Origin of the sequence: Gordonia soli NBRC 108243 (assembly GCF_000334455.1) — a bacterium.
Taxonomy (GTDB): Bacteria; Actinomycetota; Actinomycetes; order Mycobacteriales; family Mycobacteriaceae; genus Gordonia; species Gordonia soli.
Genome location: NZ_BANX01000046.1, coordinates 1 through 13,834, shown reverse-complemented (window position 1 = coordinate 13,834; position 13,834 = coordinate 1). Strand labels below are relative to the sequence as shown.

Annotated in this window: 11 protein-coding genes; all 11 read left to right on the top strand. The window is 67.9% G+C overall.

Going from position 1 to position 13,834, the window contains the following annotated elements:
• Positions 1 to 66 precede the first annotated feature (66 nt).
• Complete coding sequence (gene argC / locus GS4_RS24065; protein WP_007625556.1) at positions 67 to 1,104, top strand: N-acetyl-gamma-glutamyl-phosphate reductase; 1,038 nt, start codon at positions 67 to 69, stop codon at positions 1,102 to 1,104.
• A gap of 53 nt (positions 1,105 to 1,157) precedes the next feature.
• Positions 1,158 to 2,360 (top strand): bifunctional glutamate N-acetyltransferase/amino-acid acetyltransferase ArgJ, encoded by a 1,203-nt coding sequence (gene argJ, locus GS4_RS24060; RefSeq protein WP_083862845.1) that lies wholly within the window; start codon positions 1,158 to 1,160, stop codon positions 2,358 to 2,360.
• The gene (gene argB, locus GS4_RS24055; protein ID WP_007625553.1) at positions 2,357 to 3,292 is read left to right on the top strand and encodes an acetylglutamate kinase; all 936 of its coding nucleotides are present in this window, start codon (positions 2,357 to 2,359) and stop codon (positions 3,290 to 3,292) included. Before argJ ends, argB begins: the two co-directional genes overlap by 4 nt.
• Positions 3,289 to 4,542 (top strand): acetylornithine transaminase, encoded by a 1,254-nt coding sequence (locus GS4_RS24050; protein ID WP_007625543.1) that lies wholly within the window; start codon positions 3,289 to 3,291, stop codon positions 4,540 to 4,542. The genes argB and GS4_RS24050 overlap by 4 nt, the downstream gene beginning before the upstream one ends.
• Complete coding sequence (argF, locus tag GS4_RS24045) at positions 4,542 to 5,465, top strand: ornithine carbamoyltransferase (protein ID WP_007625541.1); 924 nt, start codon at positions 4,542 to 4,544, stop codon at positions 5,463 to 5,465. Before GS4_RS24050 ends, argF begins: the two co-directional genes overlap by 1 nt.
• A complete protein-coding gene (locus GS4_RS24040) occupies positions 5,462 to 6,004 on the top strand; it encodes an arginine repressor (protein ID WP_007625540.1) in 543 nt (180 codons plus the stop codon). The genes argF and GS4_RS24040 overlap by 4 nt, the downstream gene beginning before the upstream one ends.
• Positions 6,005 to 6,128: 124 nt before the next feature.
• The gene (locus GS4_RS24035; protein WP_007625539.1) at positions 6,129 to 7,328 is read left to right on the top strand and encodes an argininosuccinate synthase; all 1,200 of its coding nucleotides are present in this window, start codon (positions 6,129 to 6,131) and stop codon (positions 7,326 to 7,328) included.
• Positions 7,325 to 8,776 carry an argininosuccinate lyase gene (argH, locus tag GS4_RS24030; RefSeq protein WP_007625538.1) on the top strand — a complete coding sequence of 484 codons (1,452 nt, stop codon included), beginning with the start codon at positions 7,325 to 7,327 and terminating at the stop codon, positions 8,774 to 8,776. The genes GS4_RS24035 and argH overlap by 4 nt, the downstream gene beginning before the upstream one ends.
• Before the next feature lie 110 nt (positions 8,777 to 8,886).
• Positions 8,887 to 11,892 carry an alpha/beta fold hydrolase gene (locus GS4_RS24025; protein ID WP_007625537.1) on the top strand — a complete coding sequence of 1,002 codons (3,006 nt, stop codon included), beginning with the start codon at positions 8,887 to 8,889 and terminating at the stop codon, positions 11,890 to 11,892.
• 57 nt (positions 11,893 to 11,949) lie between these two features.
• Complete coding sequence (locus tag GS4_RS24020) at positions 11,950 to 12,165, top strand: Trm112 family protein (protein ID WP_007625536.1); 216 nt, start codon at positions 11,950 to 11,952, stop codon at positions 12,163 to 12,165.
• A 57-nt stretch (positions 12,166 to 12,222) separates the two neighbouring features.
• Complete coding sequence (gene tyrS, locus GS4_RS24015) at positions 12,223 to 13,521, top strand: tyrosine--tRNA ligase (protein ID WP_007625535.1); 1,299 nt, start codon at positions 12,223 to 12,225, stop codon at positions 13,519 to 13,521.
• The last annotated feature ends 313 nt before the right edge of the window (positions 13,522 to 13,834 follow it).

Sequence of the window (13,834 nt, the reverse complement as noted above, 5' to 3'; positions counted from 1 at the left end):
GGCCGTGGCGGGGTACACACCCGGCCCGGCTGTGAATTGATTTGCATGTCGATGCATAATGATTGCATGACGATCAAGGTGGCGGTCGCCGGTGCGAGCGGCTACGCGGGCGGCGAGATCCTGAGACTCCTACTCGACCATCCGCGTCGACGCAGCGGCGATCTCGAGATCGGTGCGTTGACCGCGGGTGCGAACGCCGGGGAGCGGGTCACGTCGCTGCATCCGAACCTGTTGCCGCTGGCCGATCGGCTTCTCGAGGAGACGACCCCGGAGACCCTCGCGGGTCACGACGTCGTGTTCCTCGGGCTGCCGCACGGTCAGTCCGCGGTGATCGCCGACGCCTTGCCGCCGACCACCCTGGTCATCGACTGTGGCGCCGACTTCCGGCTGGAGGATGCGTCGGCCTGGACCGCCTACTACGGCGGCGACCATGCAGGCACCTGGCCGTATGGGTTGCCGGAGATCCCCGGCAACCGTGATGTGCTGCGCGATGCCGCACGGATCGCGGTTCCCGGCTGTTACCCGACGGTCTCCTCTCTGACCCTGCTGCCGGCCGTGGCCGCAGGGATCGTCGAGCCCCGCGTGACGGTGGTCGCGGTGAGTGGCGCATCCGGTGCCGGTCGGTCGCCGAAGGTCGATCTGCTCGCGGCCGAGGTCATCGGTTCGGCACGTGCCTATGGAGTCGGTGGCACGCATCGACACACACCGGAGATCTCGCAGGTGTTGTCGGCCGCGGCCCGGACCCCTGTCTCGGTGTCCTTCACCCCGGTGCTGGTGCCGATGGCACGCGGCATCCTGGCCACCTGCTCGGCTGCGACCACTGCATCCGTCGACGAGGTCCGCGCGGTGTATGAGAAGGCGTATGCGGACGAGCCGTTCGTCCATGTACTGCCCGAGGGGCAGCTGCCGACCACGGGCTCGGTGGTCGGGTCCAATGCCGTCCAGATCGCGGTGTCGGTGGACGATCGGGCCGGGACCCTCGTGGCGGTCGGTGCCGTCGACAACCTCACCAAGGGCACCGGTGGCGGTGCCGTGCAGTCGATGAACCTGGCGCTCGGCTGGGACGAGATCGAGGGCCTGAGCACCGTGGGGGTCGCACCGTGACCTCCCAGGACGCGCCACAGCAGGCCGACGAACAGATCCAGCCGGGTGCACCGATGGGTGCGCCGCGTCTGGTACGAGACCAAGGCGTCACGGCGCCACTGGGATTCCGGGCGGCAGGCATCGCCGCGGGTATCAAGGCATCCGGCGCCGACGACCTAGCCCTGGTGTTCAACGAGGGACCCGACCACACCGCCGCCGGCGTGTTCACCAAGAACCAGGTGAAGGCGGCACCGGTGTTGTGGTCGCAGCAGGTGCTGACCACCGGGCGGTTGCGCGCGGTGATCCTGAACTCCGGCGGTGCCAACGCGTGCACGGGACCCGAGGGGTTCGGTGACACCCATCGGACGGCTGAGGCAGTCGCCGCGGCGCTGAGCAACTGGGGGACGAGCACCGGCGCCGTCGAGGTCGCGGTCTGCTCGACCGGGTTGATCGGCGACCGCCTGCCGATGGACAAAGTCCTCGCCGGGGTCACCGAGATCGTGCAGGACATGGGCGGCGGACTCTCCGGCGGCACCGACGCCGCGTACGCGATCATGACCACCGACACCGTGCCCAAACAGGCTGCGCTGCATCATCCCGACGGCTGGAACGTCGGCGGGATGGGTAAGGGCGCGGGGATGATGGCGCCGTCGTTGGCGACGATGCTGTGCGTGTTGACCACCGACGCGCAGGCGAGCGCCGAACAACTCGACCTCGCATTGCGCCGCGCCGCGGCCCGCACGTTCGACCGGCTTGACATCGACGGGTCGACGTCGACGAACGACACGGTGCTCCTGTTGAGTTCGGGTGCGAGCCAGATCCCGGTCGGGCAGGACGATCTCGACGCCGCGGTGTTCACGGTGTGCGACGAGCTCGCCGCCCAACTGATGGCCGATGCCGAGGGGGTCACCAAGCGCGTGACGATCACGGTGGCCGGCGCGGTGATGGAGGACGACGCACTGGCCGTCGCCCGGACGGTCGCACGTGATTCGCTGGTGAAGACCGCGTTGTTCGGGTCGGATGCCAACTGGGGTCGTGTCCTCGCCGCGGTCGGGATCTCGCCGGTGACCATCGATCCCGATCGGATCGCAGTGACGTTCAACGGCTCTCCGGTGTGTCGCAACGGTCACGGTGTGCCGGGGGCCCGCGACGTCGACCTGTCCGGCACCGACATCACCGTCGACATCGACCTCGGACTCGGCGACGCCTCGGCGAGCATCCGGACCACCGACCTGTCGCACGCGTACGTCGAAGAGAACTCCGCGTACTCGTCATGAGCGGCGACATCACCGCCGAGGCGACCACCGCCGGACTCGAACCGGGGGTGCGCGCCGCGGTGCTCGCGGAGGCTCTCCCCGCCCTCCAGGAGCTCCACGGTGCGACCGTCGTGGTCAAGTACGGCGGCAACGCGATGGTCGACGACCAGCTCAAGCGTGCGTTCGCCGCGGATGTGGTCCTGTTGCGCGCATGTGGGATCCACCCGGTGGTCGTCCACGGCGGAGGTCCGCAGATCTCCGCGATGCTGGCGCGCCTTGGCCTCTCGGGGGAGTTCCGCGGCGGCTTCCGCGTGACCACACCCGAGGTGATGGACGTCGCGCGGATGGTGCTCTTCGGACAGGTCGGCCGAGAACTCGTCGGGCTGATCAACGCTCATGGTCCGTACGCCGTCGGCATCAGCGGTGAAGATGCGCATCTGTTCACCGCGGCACGGCGCACCGTGCTGGTCGACGGCGTGGCCACCGACATCGGGTTGGTCGGCGACATCGAGACCGTCAACACCTCCGCGGTGCTCGACCTCATCGGTGCCGGCCGGATCCCGGTGGTCTCCACGATCGCGCCGGATCGTGACGGCGTGGTGCACAACATCAACGCCGACACCGCCGCCGGCGCGCTCGCGGAGGCGCTCGGCGCCACGCGGCTCGTCGTGCTGACCGACGTGGAGGGCCTCTACACCGACTGGCCCGATCGGTCGTCCCTGGTCGAGCGGATCGGTACGACCGAGGTCGCCGATCTGCTCCCCACCCTGGACGCGGGGATGGTCCCGAAGATGGAGGCGTGCCTGCGAGCGGTCGACGGAGGTGTGGACCGAGCGCATGTGATCGACGGCCGCGTACCGCATTCCGTCCTCGCCGAACTCCTGACTGCGGGCTCGACCGGCACCACCGTCGTGGCCGGATCGACCGCCGAACCGAAGGTGGACACACCATGAGCGAACCGATCACAGACCCCCGGCACGGCGGGCACCACGCGACCGAGCATGGCACCGAAGGGTTGCGCGAGCGGTGGTCTGCATCGCTGATGAACAACTACGGAACCCCGGCGGTCGCCCTCGTCGGCGGCTCGGGCGCAACGGTCCGCGACGCCGACGGACGTGAATACCTCGATCTGCTCGGCGGCATCGCGGTCAATGCACTCGGGCATGCCCACCCGGCGATCGAGGCGGCGGTGTCCGCGCAGTTGCGGACCCTCGGCCACGTCTCGAATCTCTACGTGAGCCCACCTGCGGTCGAACTCGCCGAGCGGCTGCTGGACAAGTTCGGCCACCCGGGCCGGGTCTTCTTCGCCAACTCCGGGACCGAGGCCAACGAGGCGGCCTTCAAGCTGGCACGCCGGACGGGACGCCCCGAGATCGTGGCCACCGAGAAGGCATTCCACGGACGGACCATGGGTGCCTTGGCGATGACCGGGCAGCCGGCCAAGCGGGCTCCGTTCGAGCCGATGCCCGCGGGTGTCCGCTTCGTGCCCTACGGTGACGTCGATGCCCTCGCGGCAGCGGTCACCGACCAGACCGCGGCCGTCATCCTGGAACCGATCCTGGGCGAGAGCGGGGTGGTGGTCCCGCCGCCGGGGTACCTGCTGGAGGCACGTCGGATCACCAGTGCGCACGGCGCCCTGCTCATGCTCGACGAGGTGCAGACCGGGGTGGCCCGGACCGGACCGTTCTTCGCGCATCAGGCGGTGGGCATCGTGCCCGATGTGGTGACCCTGGCAAAGGGACTCGGCGGCGGATTGCCGATCGGCGCCTGCATCGCGACCGGCTCCGCGGCCGAACTGTTCGAACCGGGACACCACGGCTCGACCTTCGGTGGCAACCCGGTCTGTGCGGCGGCATCGCTGGCCGTGTTGGGGGTGATCGACTCCGAAGGTCTGACCGACCACGTGGAGGCGATCGGCAAGACGATCGTCACCGGTGTCGAGGACCTCGGCCACCCACTGATCGCGGGCGTGCGTGGAGCCGGTCTGCTGCTGGGAGTCGTTCTCACCGAACCGATCTCGCCGACCGTGGAGTCGGCCGCGCGCGCGGCCGGTTTCCTCGTCAACGCACCGGCACCGGATGTCATCCGACTCGCGCCACCACTGATCATCACCGAAGAGCAGGCCGCGTCCTTCGTCGCGGCACTGCCCGACATCCTGGACGCCGCCGTCGCGACGACCCGGTCGACACAGGAGAACGCCTGATGCCCCGTCACTTCCTCCGCGACGACGACCTGACGCCCGCCGAGCAGGCCGAGGTGCTCGCGCTTGCGGCCCGGGTGAAGGCAGAACCGTTCTCGTTCCGCCCGCTCGACGGACCACGCGGGGTCGGGGTCATCTTCGACAAGAACTCGACGCGTACCCGGTTCTCCTTCGAGGTCGGGATCGCCCAGCTCGGCGGCCATGCGGTGGTCGTCGACGGTCGGACGACGCAACTCGGGCGTGACGAGTCGCTCGAGGACACCGGGCGCGTGCTGTCCCGCTTCGTCGAGGCCGTCGTGTGGCGCACGTTCGGTCAGGATCGTCTCGAGGCACTGGCCTCGTCGGCCACGATCCCCGTCGTCAACGCGTTGTCGGACTCGTTCCACCCATGTCAGGTCCTGGCCGACCTGCAGACGGTGATCGAGCGCAAGGGGCGCACCGAGGGTCTCACGATGACCTATCTCGGTGACGGTGCCAACAACATGGCGCACTCGCTCATGCTCGGCGGCGTCACGGCCGGGATGCACGTCGTCGTGAGCGGTCCGGAAGGGTTCCAGCCGGACCCGGACGTGGTCACCGCGACCGTGACACGGGCGTCGGAGACCGGTGGCTCCTACCGCCTGGAGACCGATCCCGTCGCCGCGGTGCGCGGCGCCGACGTGCTGGTCACCGACACGTGGACCTCGATGGGCCAGGAGGACGACGGCAAGGATCGGGTGGCGCCGTTCCGCCCGTACCAGATCAACTCCGACCTGCTGACCCACGCGGCCGACGATGCCATCGTCCTGCACTGCCTCCCGGCCCACCGTGGCGAGGAGATCACCGACGAGGTCATCGACGGGCCCGCCAGTGTGGTGCTCGACGAGGCCGAGAACCGTCTGCACGCGCAGAAGGCGCTGTTGATCTGGCTTCTGGGGCAACGATGACCGCGTCCGGAGCGACCTCTCGCGATGCGACCGTCGCCGAGAACCGTGATCACTCCGAGGGGCGTCTGGCGGCCACTCGGGCAGGGCGGCACGCCCGCATCGTCGACATCCTGTCGAACCATCAGGTGCGCAGCCAGTCCGAGCTGCAACGCCTGCTCGCCGAACATGGCATCGACGCCACCCAGGCGACGTTGTCCCGGGATCTCGACGAGCTGGGGGCGGTGAAACTGCGCGCCGCCGACGGTGGCGCGGGTGTGTACGTCGTCCCCGAGGACGGTTCGCCGGTACGCGGTGTGTCCGGTGGCACCGACCGCGTCGCACGTCTGCTGTCCGACCTGCTGGTGTCGACCGACAGCAGCGGCAACCTCGCCGTGCTGCGGACACCTCCGGGAGCTGCGCACTATCTGGCCAGTGCACTGGACCGGGCGAGCCTCCCGGATGTCGTCGGCACCATCGCCGGCGACGACACCATCTTCGTGGTGGCGCGCGAGCCGGTCACCGGCGCAGAACTGGCACGACGAATCGAGGGCCTCGTGTAGGCCCCGTGACCTGACACCCCGCGATCGGCCGTCCCGCGCCGCATCGCACAATTACCACGACAGTTGCCGACCCGTCGCCCACGCGCGACGACCGTCGGAACAGATGGAACAGGAGCTTTCTCACATGGCAGAACGGGTCGTACTCGCATACTCGGGTGGGCTGGACACCTCGGTCGCGATCAGTTGGATCGGCAAGGAGACCGGCAAAGAGGTCGTCGCAGTCGCCCTCGACCTGGGCCAGGGTGGCGAGGACATGGACGTCGTGCGCCAGCGGGCGCTCGACTGCGGTGCCGTCGAGGCCGTCGTGGTCGATGCGCGTGACGAATTCGCCGACGACTACTGCCTGCCGACCATCGCCTCCAATGCGCTGTACATGAATCGGTACCCCTTGGTGTCGGCGATCTCGCGCCCGTTGATCGCCAAGCACCTCGTGACCGCAGCGCGTGATCACGGTGGCACCGTCGTCGCCCACGGTTGCACCGGCAAGGGTAACGACCAGGTCCGGTTCGAGGTCGGATTCGCCTCGCTGGCACCCGATCTCGAGGTGATCGCGCCCGTCCGCGATTACGCGTGGACGCGTGAGAAGGCGATCACCTTCGCCGAGGAGAACGCGATCCCGATCAACGTCACCAAGAAGTCGCCCTTCTCCATCGATCAGAACGTCTGGGGCCGAGCCGTCGAGACGGGCTTCCTCGAGGACCTGTGGAACGCGCCGACCAAGGACGTCTACGACTACACGGAGGACCCGACCGTCAACTGGCAGTCACCCGACGAGGTCATCATCGGCTTCGACAAGGGCCGGCCGGTTGCCATCGACGGCCGACCGGTCAGCGTGCTGGAGGCCATCCAGGAGCTCAACCGCCGTGCCGGGGCGCAGGGTGTCGGACGACTCGACGTCGTCGAGGACCGCTTGGTCGGCATCAAGAGCCGCGAGGTGTACGAGGCACCCGGCGCGATGGTGCTGATCCGGGCGCACGAGGAACTCGAGCACGTCACGGTCGAGCGCGAACTCGGGCGGTACAAGCGCCTCACCGATCAGAAGTGGGCGGAGCTGGTCTACGACGGTCTCTGGTTCTCCCCGCTCAAGCGGTCGCTGGACGCGTTCGTGACCTCGACGCAGGAGCACGTCACGGGCGAGATCCGTCTCGTCCTGCACGGCGGTCACATCTCGGTCACCGGTCGCCGCAGCAGCGAATCGCTCTACGACTTCAACCTCGCGACCTACGACGAGGGCGACAGCTTCGACCAGTCCGCGGCACGCGGTTTCGTCGAGCTGCACGGCCTCTCGTCGAAGATCGCCGCCAAGCGGGACCTGGACCTGTGAGCGACTCCGCGGCCGGCGGCACCAACGAGGGTTCGCTCTGGGGCGCCCGGTTCGCGGAGGGGCCGGCGGACGCCCTCGCGGCGTTGAGCAAGTCGACCCATTTCGACTGGGCGCTCGCGCCCTACGACATCCGCGCATCGAAAGCGCATGCACGGGTGCTCAACCGGGCGGGCCTGCTCACCGATGACGACCTCGTCGGCATGATCGACGGCCTCGACCGACTCGCGTCGGACGTCGCCGACGGCTCGTTCGGGCCCGCCGAGACCGACGAGGACGTGCACGGGGCCCTCGAACGTGGACTCATCGAGCGGGTCGGCGCGGAACTCGGTGGACGGCTGCGCGCGGGACGTTCGCGCAACGATCAGGTCGCCGCGCTCTTCCGGATGTGGGTGCGTGACGGGATCCGGCGGGTGGCGGTGGTGACCCTGGACGTGGTCGACGCACTCATCGCGCAGGCGCAGGCCCATCCGGATGCGGTGATGCCGGGCAAGACCCACCTGCAGGCCGCACAGCCGGTGCTGCTGGCCCATCACCTGCTCGCCCACGCGCAGCCACTGCTGCGTGACGTCGACCGCCTGTCCGATCTCGATCGCCGGACTGCGGTGTCGCCGTACGGATCGGGTGCGCTCGCCGGCTCGTCCCTCGGTCTCGACCCCGCTGCAGTTGCGGCCGACCTGGGTTTCGACGCCCCCGCAGAGAATTCCATCGACGCGACCTCTTCGCGGGACTTCGCGGCCGAGGCCGCCTTCGTCCTGGCGCTCATCGCGGTGGACGTATCGCGTCTCGCCGAGGAGGTGATTCTCTGGAGCACCGCCGAATTCGGCTATGTGACGCTCGCCGACGCATGGTCGACCGGGAGCTCGATCATGCCCCAGAAGAAGAACCCCGACGTGGCGGAACTCGCGCGCGGCAAGTCCGGGCGCTTGATCGGCAACCTGACCGGACTCCTCGCGACGCTCAAGGCGCAGCCGCTGGCCTACAACCGTGATCTGCAGGAGGACAAGGAACCGATCTTCGACTCGGTCGCGCAGCTGGAGCTGCTGCTTCCCGCGGTGGCGGGTCTGGTCGCGACACTCACCTTCCACGAGGACCGCATGGCCGAACTCGCGCCTGCAGGGTTCACCCTGGCCACCGACATCGCCGAGTGGCTGGTGCGCGAGGGCGTGCCGTTCCGAGTCGCCCACGAGGTGGCGGGTGCGTCGGTGCGGGTGGCGGAGGAACGCGGTGTCGGCCTGATCGATCTCGACGACGAGACCCTGCAGTCGATCAACCCGGCGCTCACCCCCGAGGTCCGGTCGGTGTTGACCGTCCGTGGGTCGATCGAGTCGCGCGACGCGCATGGTGGCACCGCGTCGGTCCAGGTGGACCGTCAGCGGGCGAAGGCGCAGGAGTTGTCGGCATCGCTGCGGGCACGATGGCAGCCGGAAGGTGTCGACTCCACCCGGTGAACCGGGGCAGCACTGCCATCTGAGTAGAGTGACACGGGTCACGTCAGCACGGGTCCGGTCGACGCTCGCGGTGTCCCGCGGGTTCGACCCGGCGACGGGGAGGGAGCGAAATGGTGCGAATCGCCGGCTTGCCGGACATCGGCGCCGCGTTCGATCGGGTCGTGGCGACTGCGCAGAACGGTTTGGAGGTCCTCCGACTCGGCGGCCTCGAGACCGGGACCGAGCCGGCTCCGTTCTCGGTCGTCGAGACGGAGCGGATGTTCCGGCTGCGGCGCTACTTCCCCGACGACACGACGAGTGGCCCGCAGATCATCCTGGTCCCCCCGATGATGGTGTCGGCCAACGTCTATGACGTGACCGAACAGAACGGCGCGGTGTCTGTTCTCCGGCGACACGGCATCACTTCGTGGGTCATCGACTTCGGTTCCCCGGACACCGAGGAAGGGGGCATGGAGCGAACCCTGGCCGACCACATCGTCGCGGTGAGCCGCGCGATCGACATCATCGTCGAGTCCACGGGACAGGATGTCCATCTCGCCGGGTACTCACAAGGCGGCATGTTCGCCTATCAGGCCGCGGCCTTCCGACGCTCCAAGAACATCGCCAGCCTCATCACCTTCGGTAGTCCGGTCGACGTGCTGGCCGCACTGCCGCTCGGCCTGCCTGCGGGTCTCGTGGTGCCCGGTGCGGAACTGCTCGCCGACCGGGTGTTCAACCGGGTCTGGGTGCCGAGTTGGATGGCCCGTACCGGATTCCAGTTGCTCGACCCGATCAAGACCGCGCGCAGCCGGATCGAGTTCTTGCGCAAGCTCCACGATCGCGACGCGCTGCTGCCGCGCGAGGATCAGCGTCGGTTCCTCGAGGCCGAGGGCTGGGTGGCCTGGTCGGGACCGGCGATCGCAGAACTGCTGCGTCAGTTCGTGTCCCACAATCGCATGGTGTCCGGCGGATTCGTCATCAAGGACGAACTGGTGACCCTTGCCGAGATCACCTGCCCGGTGCTCGCGTTCGTCGGAGAGGCCGACGACATCGGCCAGCCGATCGCAGTGCGGGGCATCGTCCGCGCTGCTCCCGAGGCAGATGTGTACGAATCCCGGCTACCGGTCGGACATTTCGGACTCGTGGTCGGCAGTGCCTCCGGTAGCCACACCTGGCCGACGACAGCGGATTGGGTTCTCTGGCAGTCGGGTGCCGGCCAACGCCCCGAACTCATCGAGGAGATGGAGATCCCCGATGCGGCGCAGGGGAGCGGGGTCAGTCTGTCGTCGCGGATCACGCACGGCCTGAGCTCCTTTGCGGGTGCGGGCTCCGGTGTGTCGCGGGAGATCCTGGGTGTTGCCAACTCGGTGTCACGCACATCACGCGCGGTCGCGCAAGAATCGGTCCGCACCGTGCCGCGCCTGTTCCGGCTGGGCCAGATCCAGTCCGGGACCCGGATCTCGCTGGGCAAGCTGATGTCGGAGAACAACAAGCGCGGCGGTCGGCAAGAACTGTTCCTGTTCGAGAACCGCGTCCTCACCCACGCACAGGTGAACACCCGTATCGACAACGTGGTCGCGGGTCTCATCGAATGCGGCATCCGCCCGGGTGTGCACGTGGGCGTGATGATGGACACGCGCCCCAGTGCTCTCGTCGTGGTTGCGGCATTGTCCCGCCTCGGTGCCGTCGCGGTTCTGCTCGCCTCGGAATCCGATGTGGCGGAGATGCTCCGGCTGGCCGACTGTTCGGTCGTGATCGCCGACCCGAATCACCTGTCGATCGCTACCGAACACAGTGACCGCGTCCTCGTGCTGGGTGGCGGTAGCGGCGAGAAGCGTGACATCCAGGGTGCCGACGGTTCGTCGGTGATCGACATGGAGCTGATCGATCCCGACGCGGTGTCGATCCCCGCCTGGTATCGCGCCGATCCGGGGCTCGCCGGAGACCTCGCGTTCATCCTCTTCACCCGGACCTCGAACAAACTCGCGCCGTGGCCGGTGACCAACCATCGATTCGCCATGTCGGCCTTCGGTGCCGCGTCGGCGGCGGGATTGACCGATCGCGACACCGTCTACTGCTTACCGCCCCTGCATCACGCCTCGGGGCTGCTCACCACCCTCGGCGCGACGGTGGTCGGTCAGTCGCGGATCGCGTTGTCGGACGGGATCGACCCCGAACGGTTCGCGACCGAGGTCAGTCGTTACGGCGTCACGGTGGTCTCGTACACGTGGACGATGCTGCGAGAGGTCGTCCGGTCCGAGGACTTCCGGATCAACCAGTACAACCCCATCCGGCTGTTCATGGGCTCGGGAATGCCCACCGGACTGTGGCGCGATGTGACCGTCTCGTTCCCGAATGCCCGGGTTCTCGAGTTCTTCGCGACTGCGGACGGTTCCGCGATCCTGGCCAATGTCGCCGGCGACAAGATCGGCAGCATGGGCAAGCCGCTACCGGAGACCAACCCGGTCCAGGTGGCCGGCTACGAACTCGACGAGGCACGCCTCTCGATCGATGCCGACGGGTTCGTCCGGCGTGCCGACGTCGGTGAGGTCGGTCTGTTGCTCGCGAAGTCGCGCCACCGGTTCGAACTCTCCGCGACCCTGCTCCGGGACGTCTTCGCCCCGCGTGACCGGTGGGAGGTCTCCGGGCACCTCTTCCGGCGGGATGCCAACGACGACCTCTGGCTGCAGGGGTCGGTGGACAGCGTGATCCGCACCGCCGAAGGTTCGGTCTTCGTGCCTCCCATCGAGAACGCGCTGTCGGAGATCAGGGGAGTCGACATCGCGGTCGTGTACGGACTCGGGGAGCCAGGGGCCGAGATCGCCGTCGCCGCGGTGTCCACCCGGCAGGGCGCACGATCTGAATCGCTCACGGTGTCACAGCTGCGGATCGGGCTCGGCGCTCTACCGGCGGAACAGCGGCCACACCTCATCTGGGTGGTCGACGAGATCCCGGTATCGGAGTCGTATCGTCCGCTCGTCGGACCACTGGTCCGCCAGGGCGTGCCCAAACCCGGTGCGCGCGTGTGGTTCCGAGACGCCGAAGGCCGCTACCGTCGTTACACGAGGACGGCAGCCGCGGAACTGGACTGGGATGTGCGCACCATCGACGCGTCCACGGCGGACACGCGCGGATGATCTCCGGCACTAGCATGGTCGGGGTCGACCCCGACCCGACGAAAGGGCAGTGACCCGATGACCTCCCGTGCAGCGTCCATCGATCCGGTGACCCGCGCACTGCTGGTGTGCCCACAGGATCGCGAGCCGCTCCTCGATGCCGGCGACGAGCTGTACAACCCGCGCCTGCGCGTCGCCTATCGCGTCGACGAGGACGGGATACCCGTGCTGCTCGCGACGGAGGCACGCCCGGTCTCCGATGACGAGCACGAGCGGTTGACCGCCGCGTCCTGACGTGTCCTCGGTGGGCGCACCGTCGGTCGGCCGACCCCGGAATGGCAAGATCAGGGGGTGAGTTCGACGACGTCTGACACCCCTGACGCCCCTGGCATCATCGAGGAATTGACCTGGCGCGGTCTCATCGCGCAGTCCACCGACCTCGACGACCTACAGGCCGAGATCGACCGGGGCCCCATCACGCTCTATGCGGGATTCGACCCGACTGCGGCCAGTCTTCATGCCGGACATCTGGTCCCGTTGTTGACGCTACGTCGATTCCAGCTGGCCGGACATCGTCCGATCGTGCTGGCCGGCGGCGCGACCGGATTGATCGGCGACCCGCGTGACGTCGGCGAACGGAGTATGAACACGTCGGAGACGGTGGCCGAGTGGGCGGGCAACATCACCGACCAACTGCGCCGATTCGTCGACATCGACGACTCTGCGAACGGCGCCGTCCTGGTCAACAATCTGGACTGGGTCGGGGCGCTGTCGGCGATCGACTTCCTCCGGGATCTCGGCAAGCACTTCTCTGTGAACGTCATGCTGGCGCGCGACACAGTGCGCCGACGCCTCGACGCAGACGGGATGAGCTACACCGAGTTCAGCTACCTACTGCTACAGGCGAACGACTTCCTACAGCTGCGCCGCGACCACGGATGCACGTTGCAGATCGGCGGATCCGACCAGTGGGGGAACATCGTCGGCGGGGTGGACCTCATCCGTCGGGTCGATGCGGCGAGTGCACACGGGATGACCGTCCCGCTGGTGACCTCGTCTGACGGCAAGAAGTTCGGCAAGTCGACCGGCGGTGGGAGCCTGTGGCTCGATCCGTCGCTGACCAGTCCCTACGCGTGGTACCAGTACTTCGTGAACACCGCCGACGCGGACGTGATCCGGTACCTGCGGTGGTTCACGTTCCTTGATCGCACAGAGATCGCGGGGCTGGAGGCCATCACCGAGGAGTCCCCCCATCTGCGGACGGCGCAGAAGCGTCTGGCCGAGGAGATGACGACGCTCATCCACGGCCCCGAGCACACCGCAGCGGCTCAACTCGCAAGTCAGGCGCTGTTCGGTCGTGCCGAACTGGTCGGACTCGACGAGCAGACGCTCGCCGCAGCTCTGGGGGAGACGTCGATCGCCGAGTTCGGCGACGCACGTCCGACGCTCGTGGAGCTGCTCGTGTCCACCGGTCTGTCGGAGAGCAACAAGGCTGCTCGCCGTGCCGTCGCGGAGGGAGGCGCGTATGTCAACAACGTCAAGATCGACGACCCGGAGTGGACGCCGGCCGACGCTGATCTGCTGCATGGCTCCTGGGTTGTCATCCGACGCGGGAAGAAGAATTTTGCGGGTGCACGAATCTCGCTCTGACCAGGCGATTTGACGCTGAGTTCATAGCTGTGTAACTTTCTTCGAGTCAGGCCGCCACGGCGCCGGCCGGGAAGCTCCGAGAGGGTGCGGATCGGTTACGGAAACCGGGTTCTGGCCAGACCGCCTCCGCTTCATCGATACGGGCACTTCGGTGCCGGGATCGACGCGGGTGCGACCAGATCCAGAAACGCCCACGACTTCAGGGTTGCGGGCCGGGACCAGGGTCTGGTAGGTTGGAAGAGTTGCGCCGGAGTCGGTGTGATGGTCTTCTGAATGATCGTAGTCTGCTGGAGTTCGCCCTTTGTTGTGGGGG

What these genes read in the sequence shown, in the direction of transcription:
- argF (WP_007625541.1), top strand. Translation starts at nt 4,542, where the DNA reads ATGCCCCGTCACTTCCTCCGCGACGACGACCTGACGCCCGCCGAGCAG.
- GS4_RS24050 (WP_007625543.1), top strand. Translation starts at nt 3,289, where the DNA reads ATGAGCGAACCGATCACAGACCCCCGGCACGGCGGGCACCACGCGACC.
- GS4_RS24025 (WP_007625537.1), top strand. Translation starts at nt 8,887, where the DNA reads ATGGTGCGAATCGCCGGCTTGCCGGACATCGGCGCCGCGTTCGATCGG.
- GS4_RS24035 (WP_007625539.1), top strand. Translation starts at nt 6,129, where the DNA reads ATGGCAGAACGGGTCGTACTCGCATACTCGGGTGGGCTGGACACCTCG.
- GS4_RS24040 (WP_007625540.1), top strand. Translation starts at nt 5,462, where the DNA reads ATGACCGCGTCCGGAGCGACCTCTCGCGATGCGACCGTCGCCGAGAAC.
- argB (WP_007625553.1), top strand. Translation starts at nt 2,357, where the DNA reads ATGAGCGGCGACATCACCGCCGAGGCGACCACCGCCGGACTCGAACCG.
- argC (WP_007625556.1), top strand. Translation starts at nt 67, where the DNA reads ATGACGATCAAGGTGGCGGTCGCCGGTGCGAGCGGCTACGCGGGCGGC.
- argJ (WP_083862845.1), top strand. Translation starts at nt 1,158, where the DNA reads ATGGGTGCGCCGCGTCTGGTACGAGACCAAGGCGTCACGGCGCCACTG.
- GS4_RS24020 (WP_007625536.1), top strand. Translation starts at nt 11,950, where the DNA reads ATGACCTCCCGTGCAGCGTCCATCGATCCGGTGACCCGCGCACTGCTG.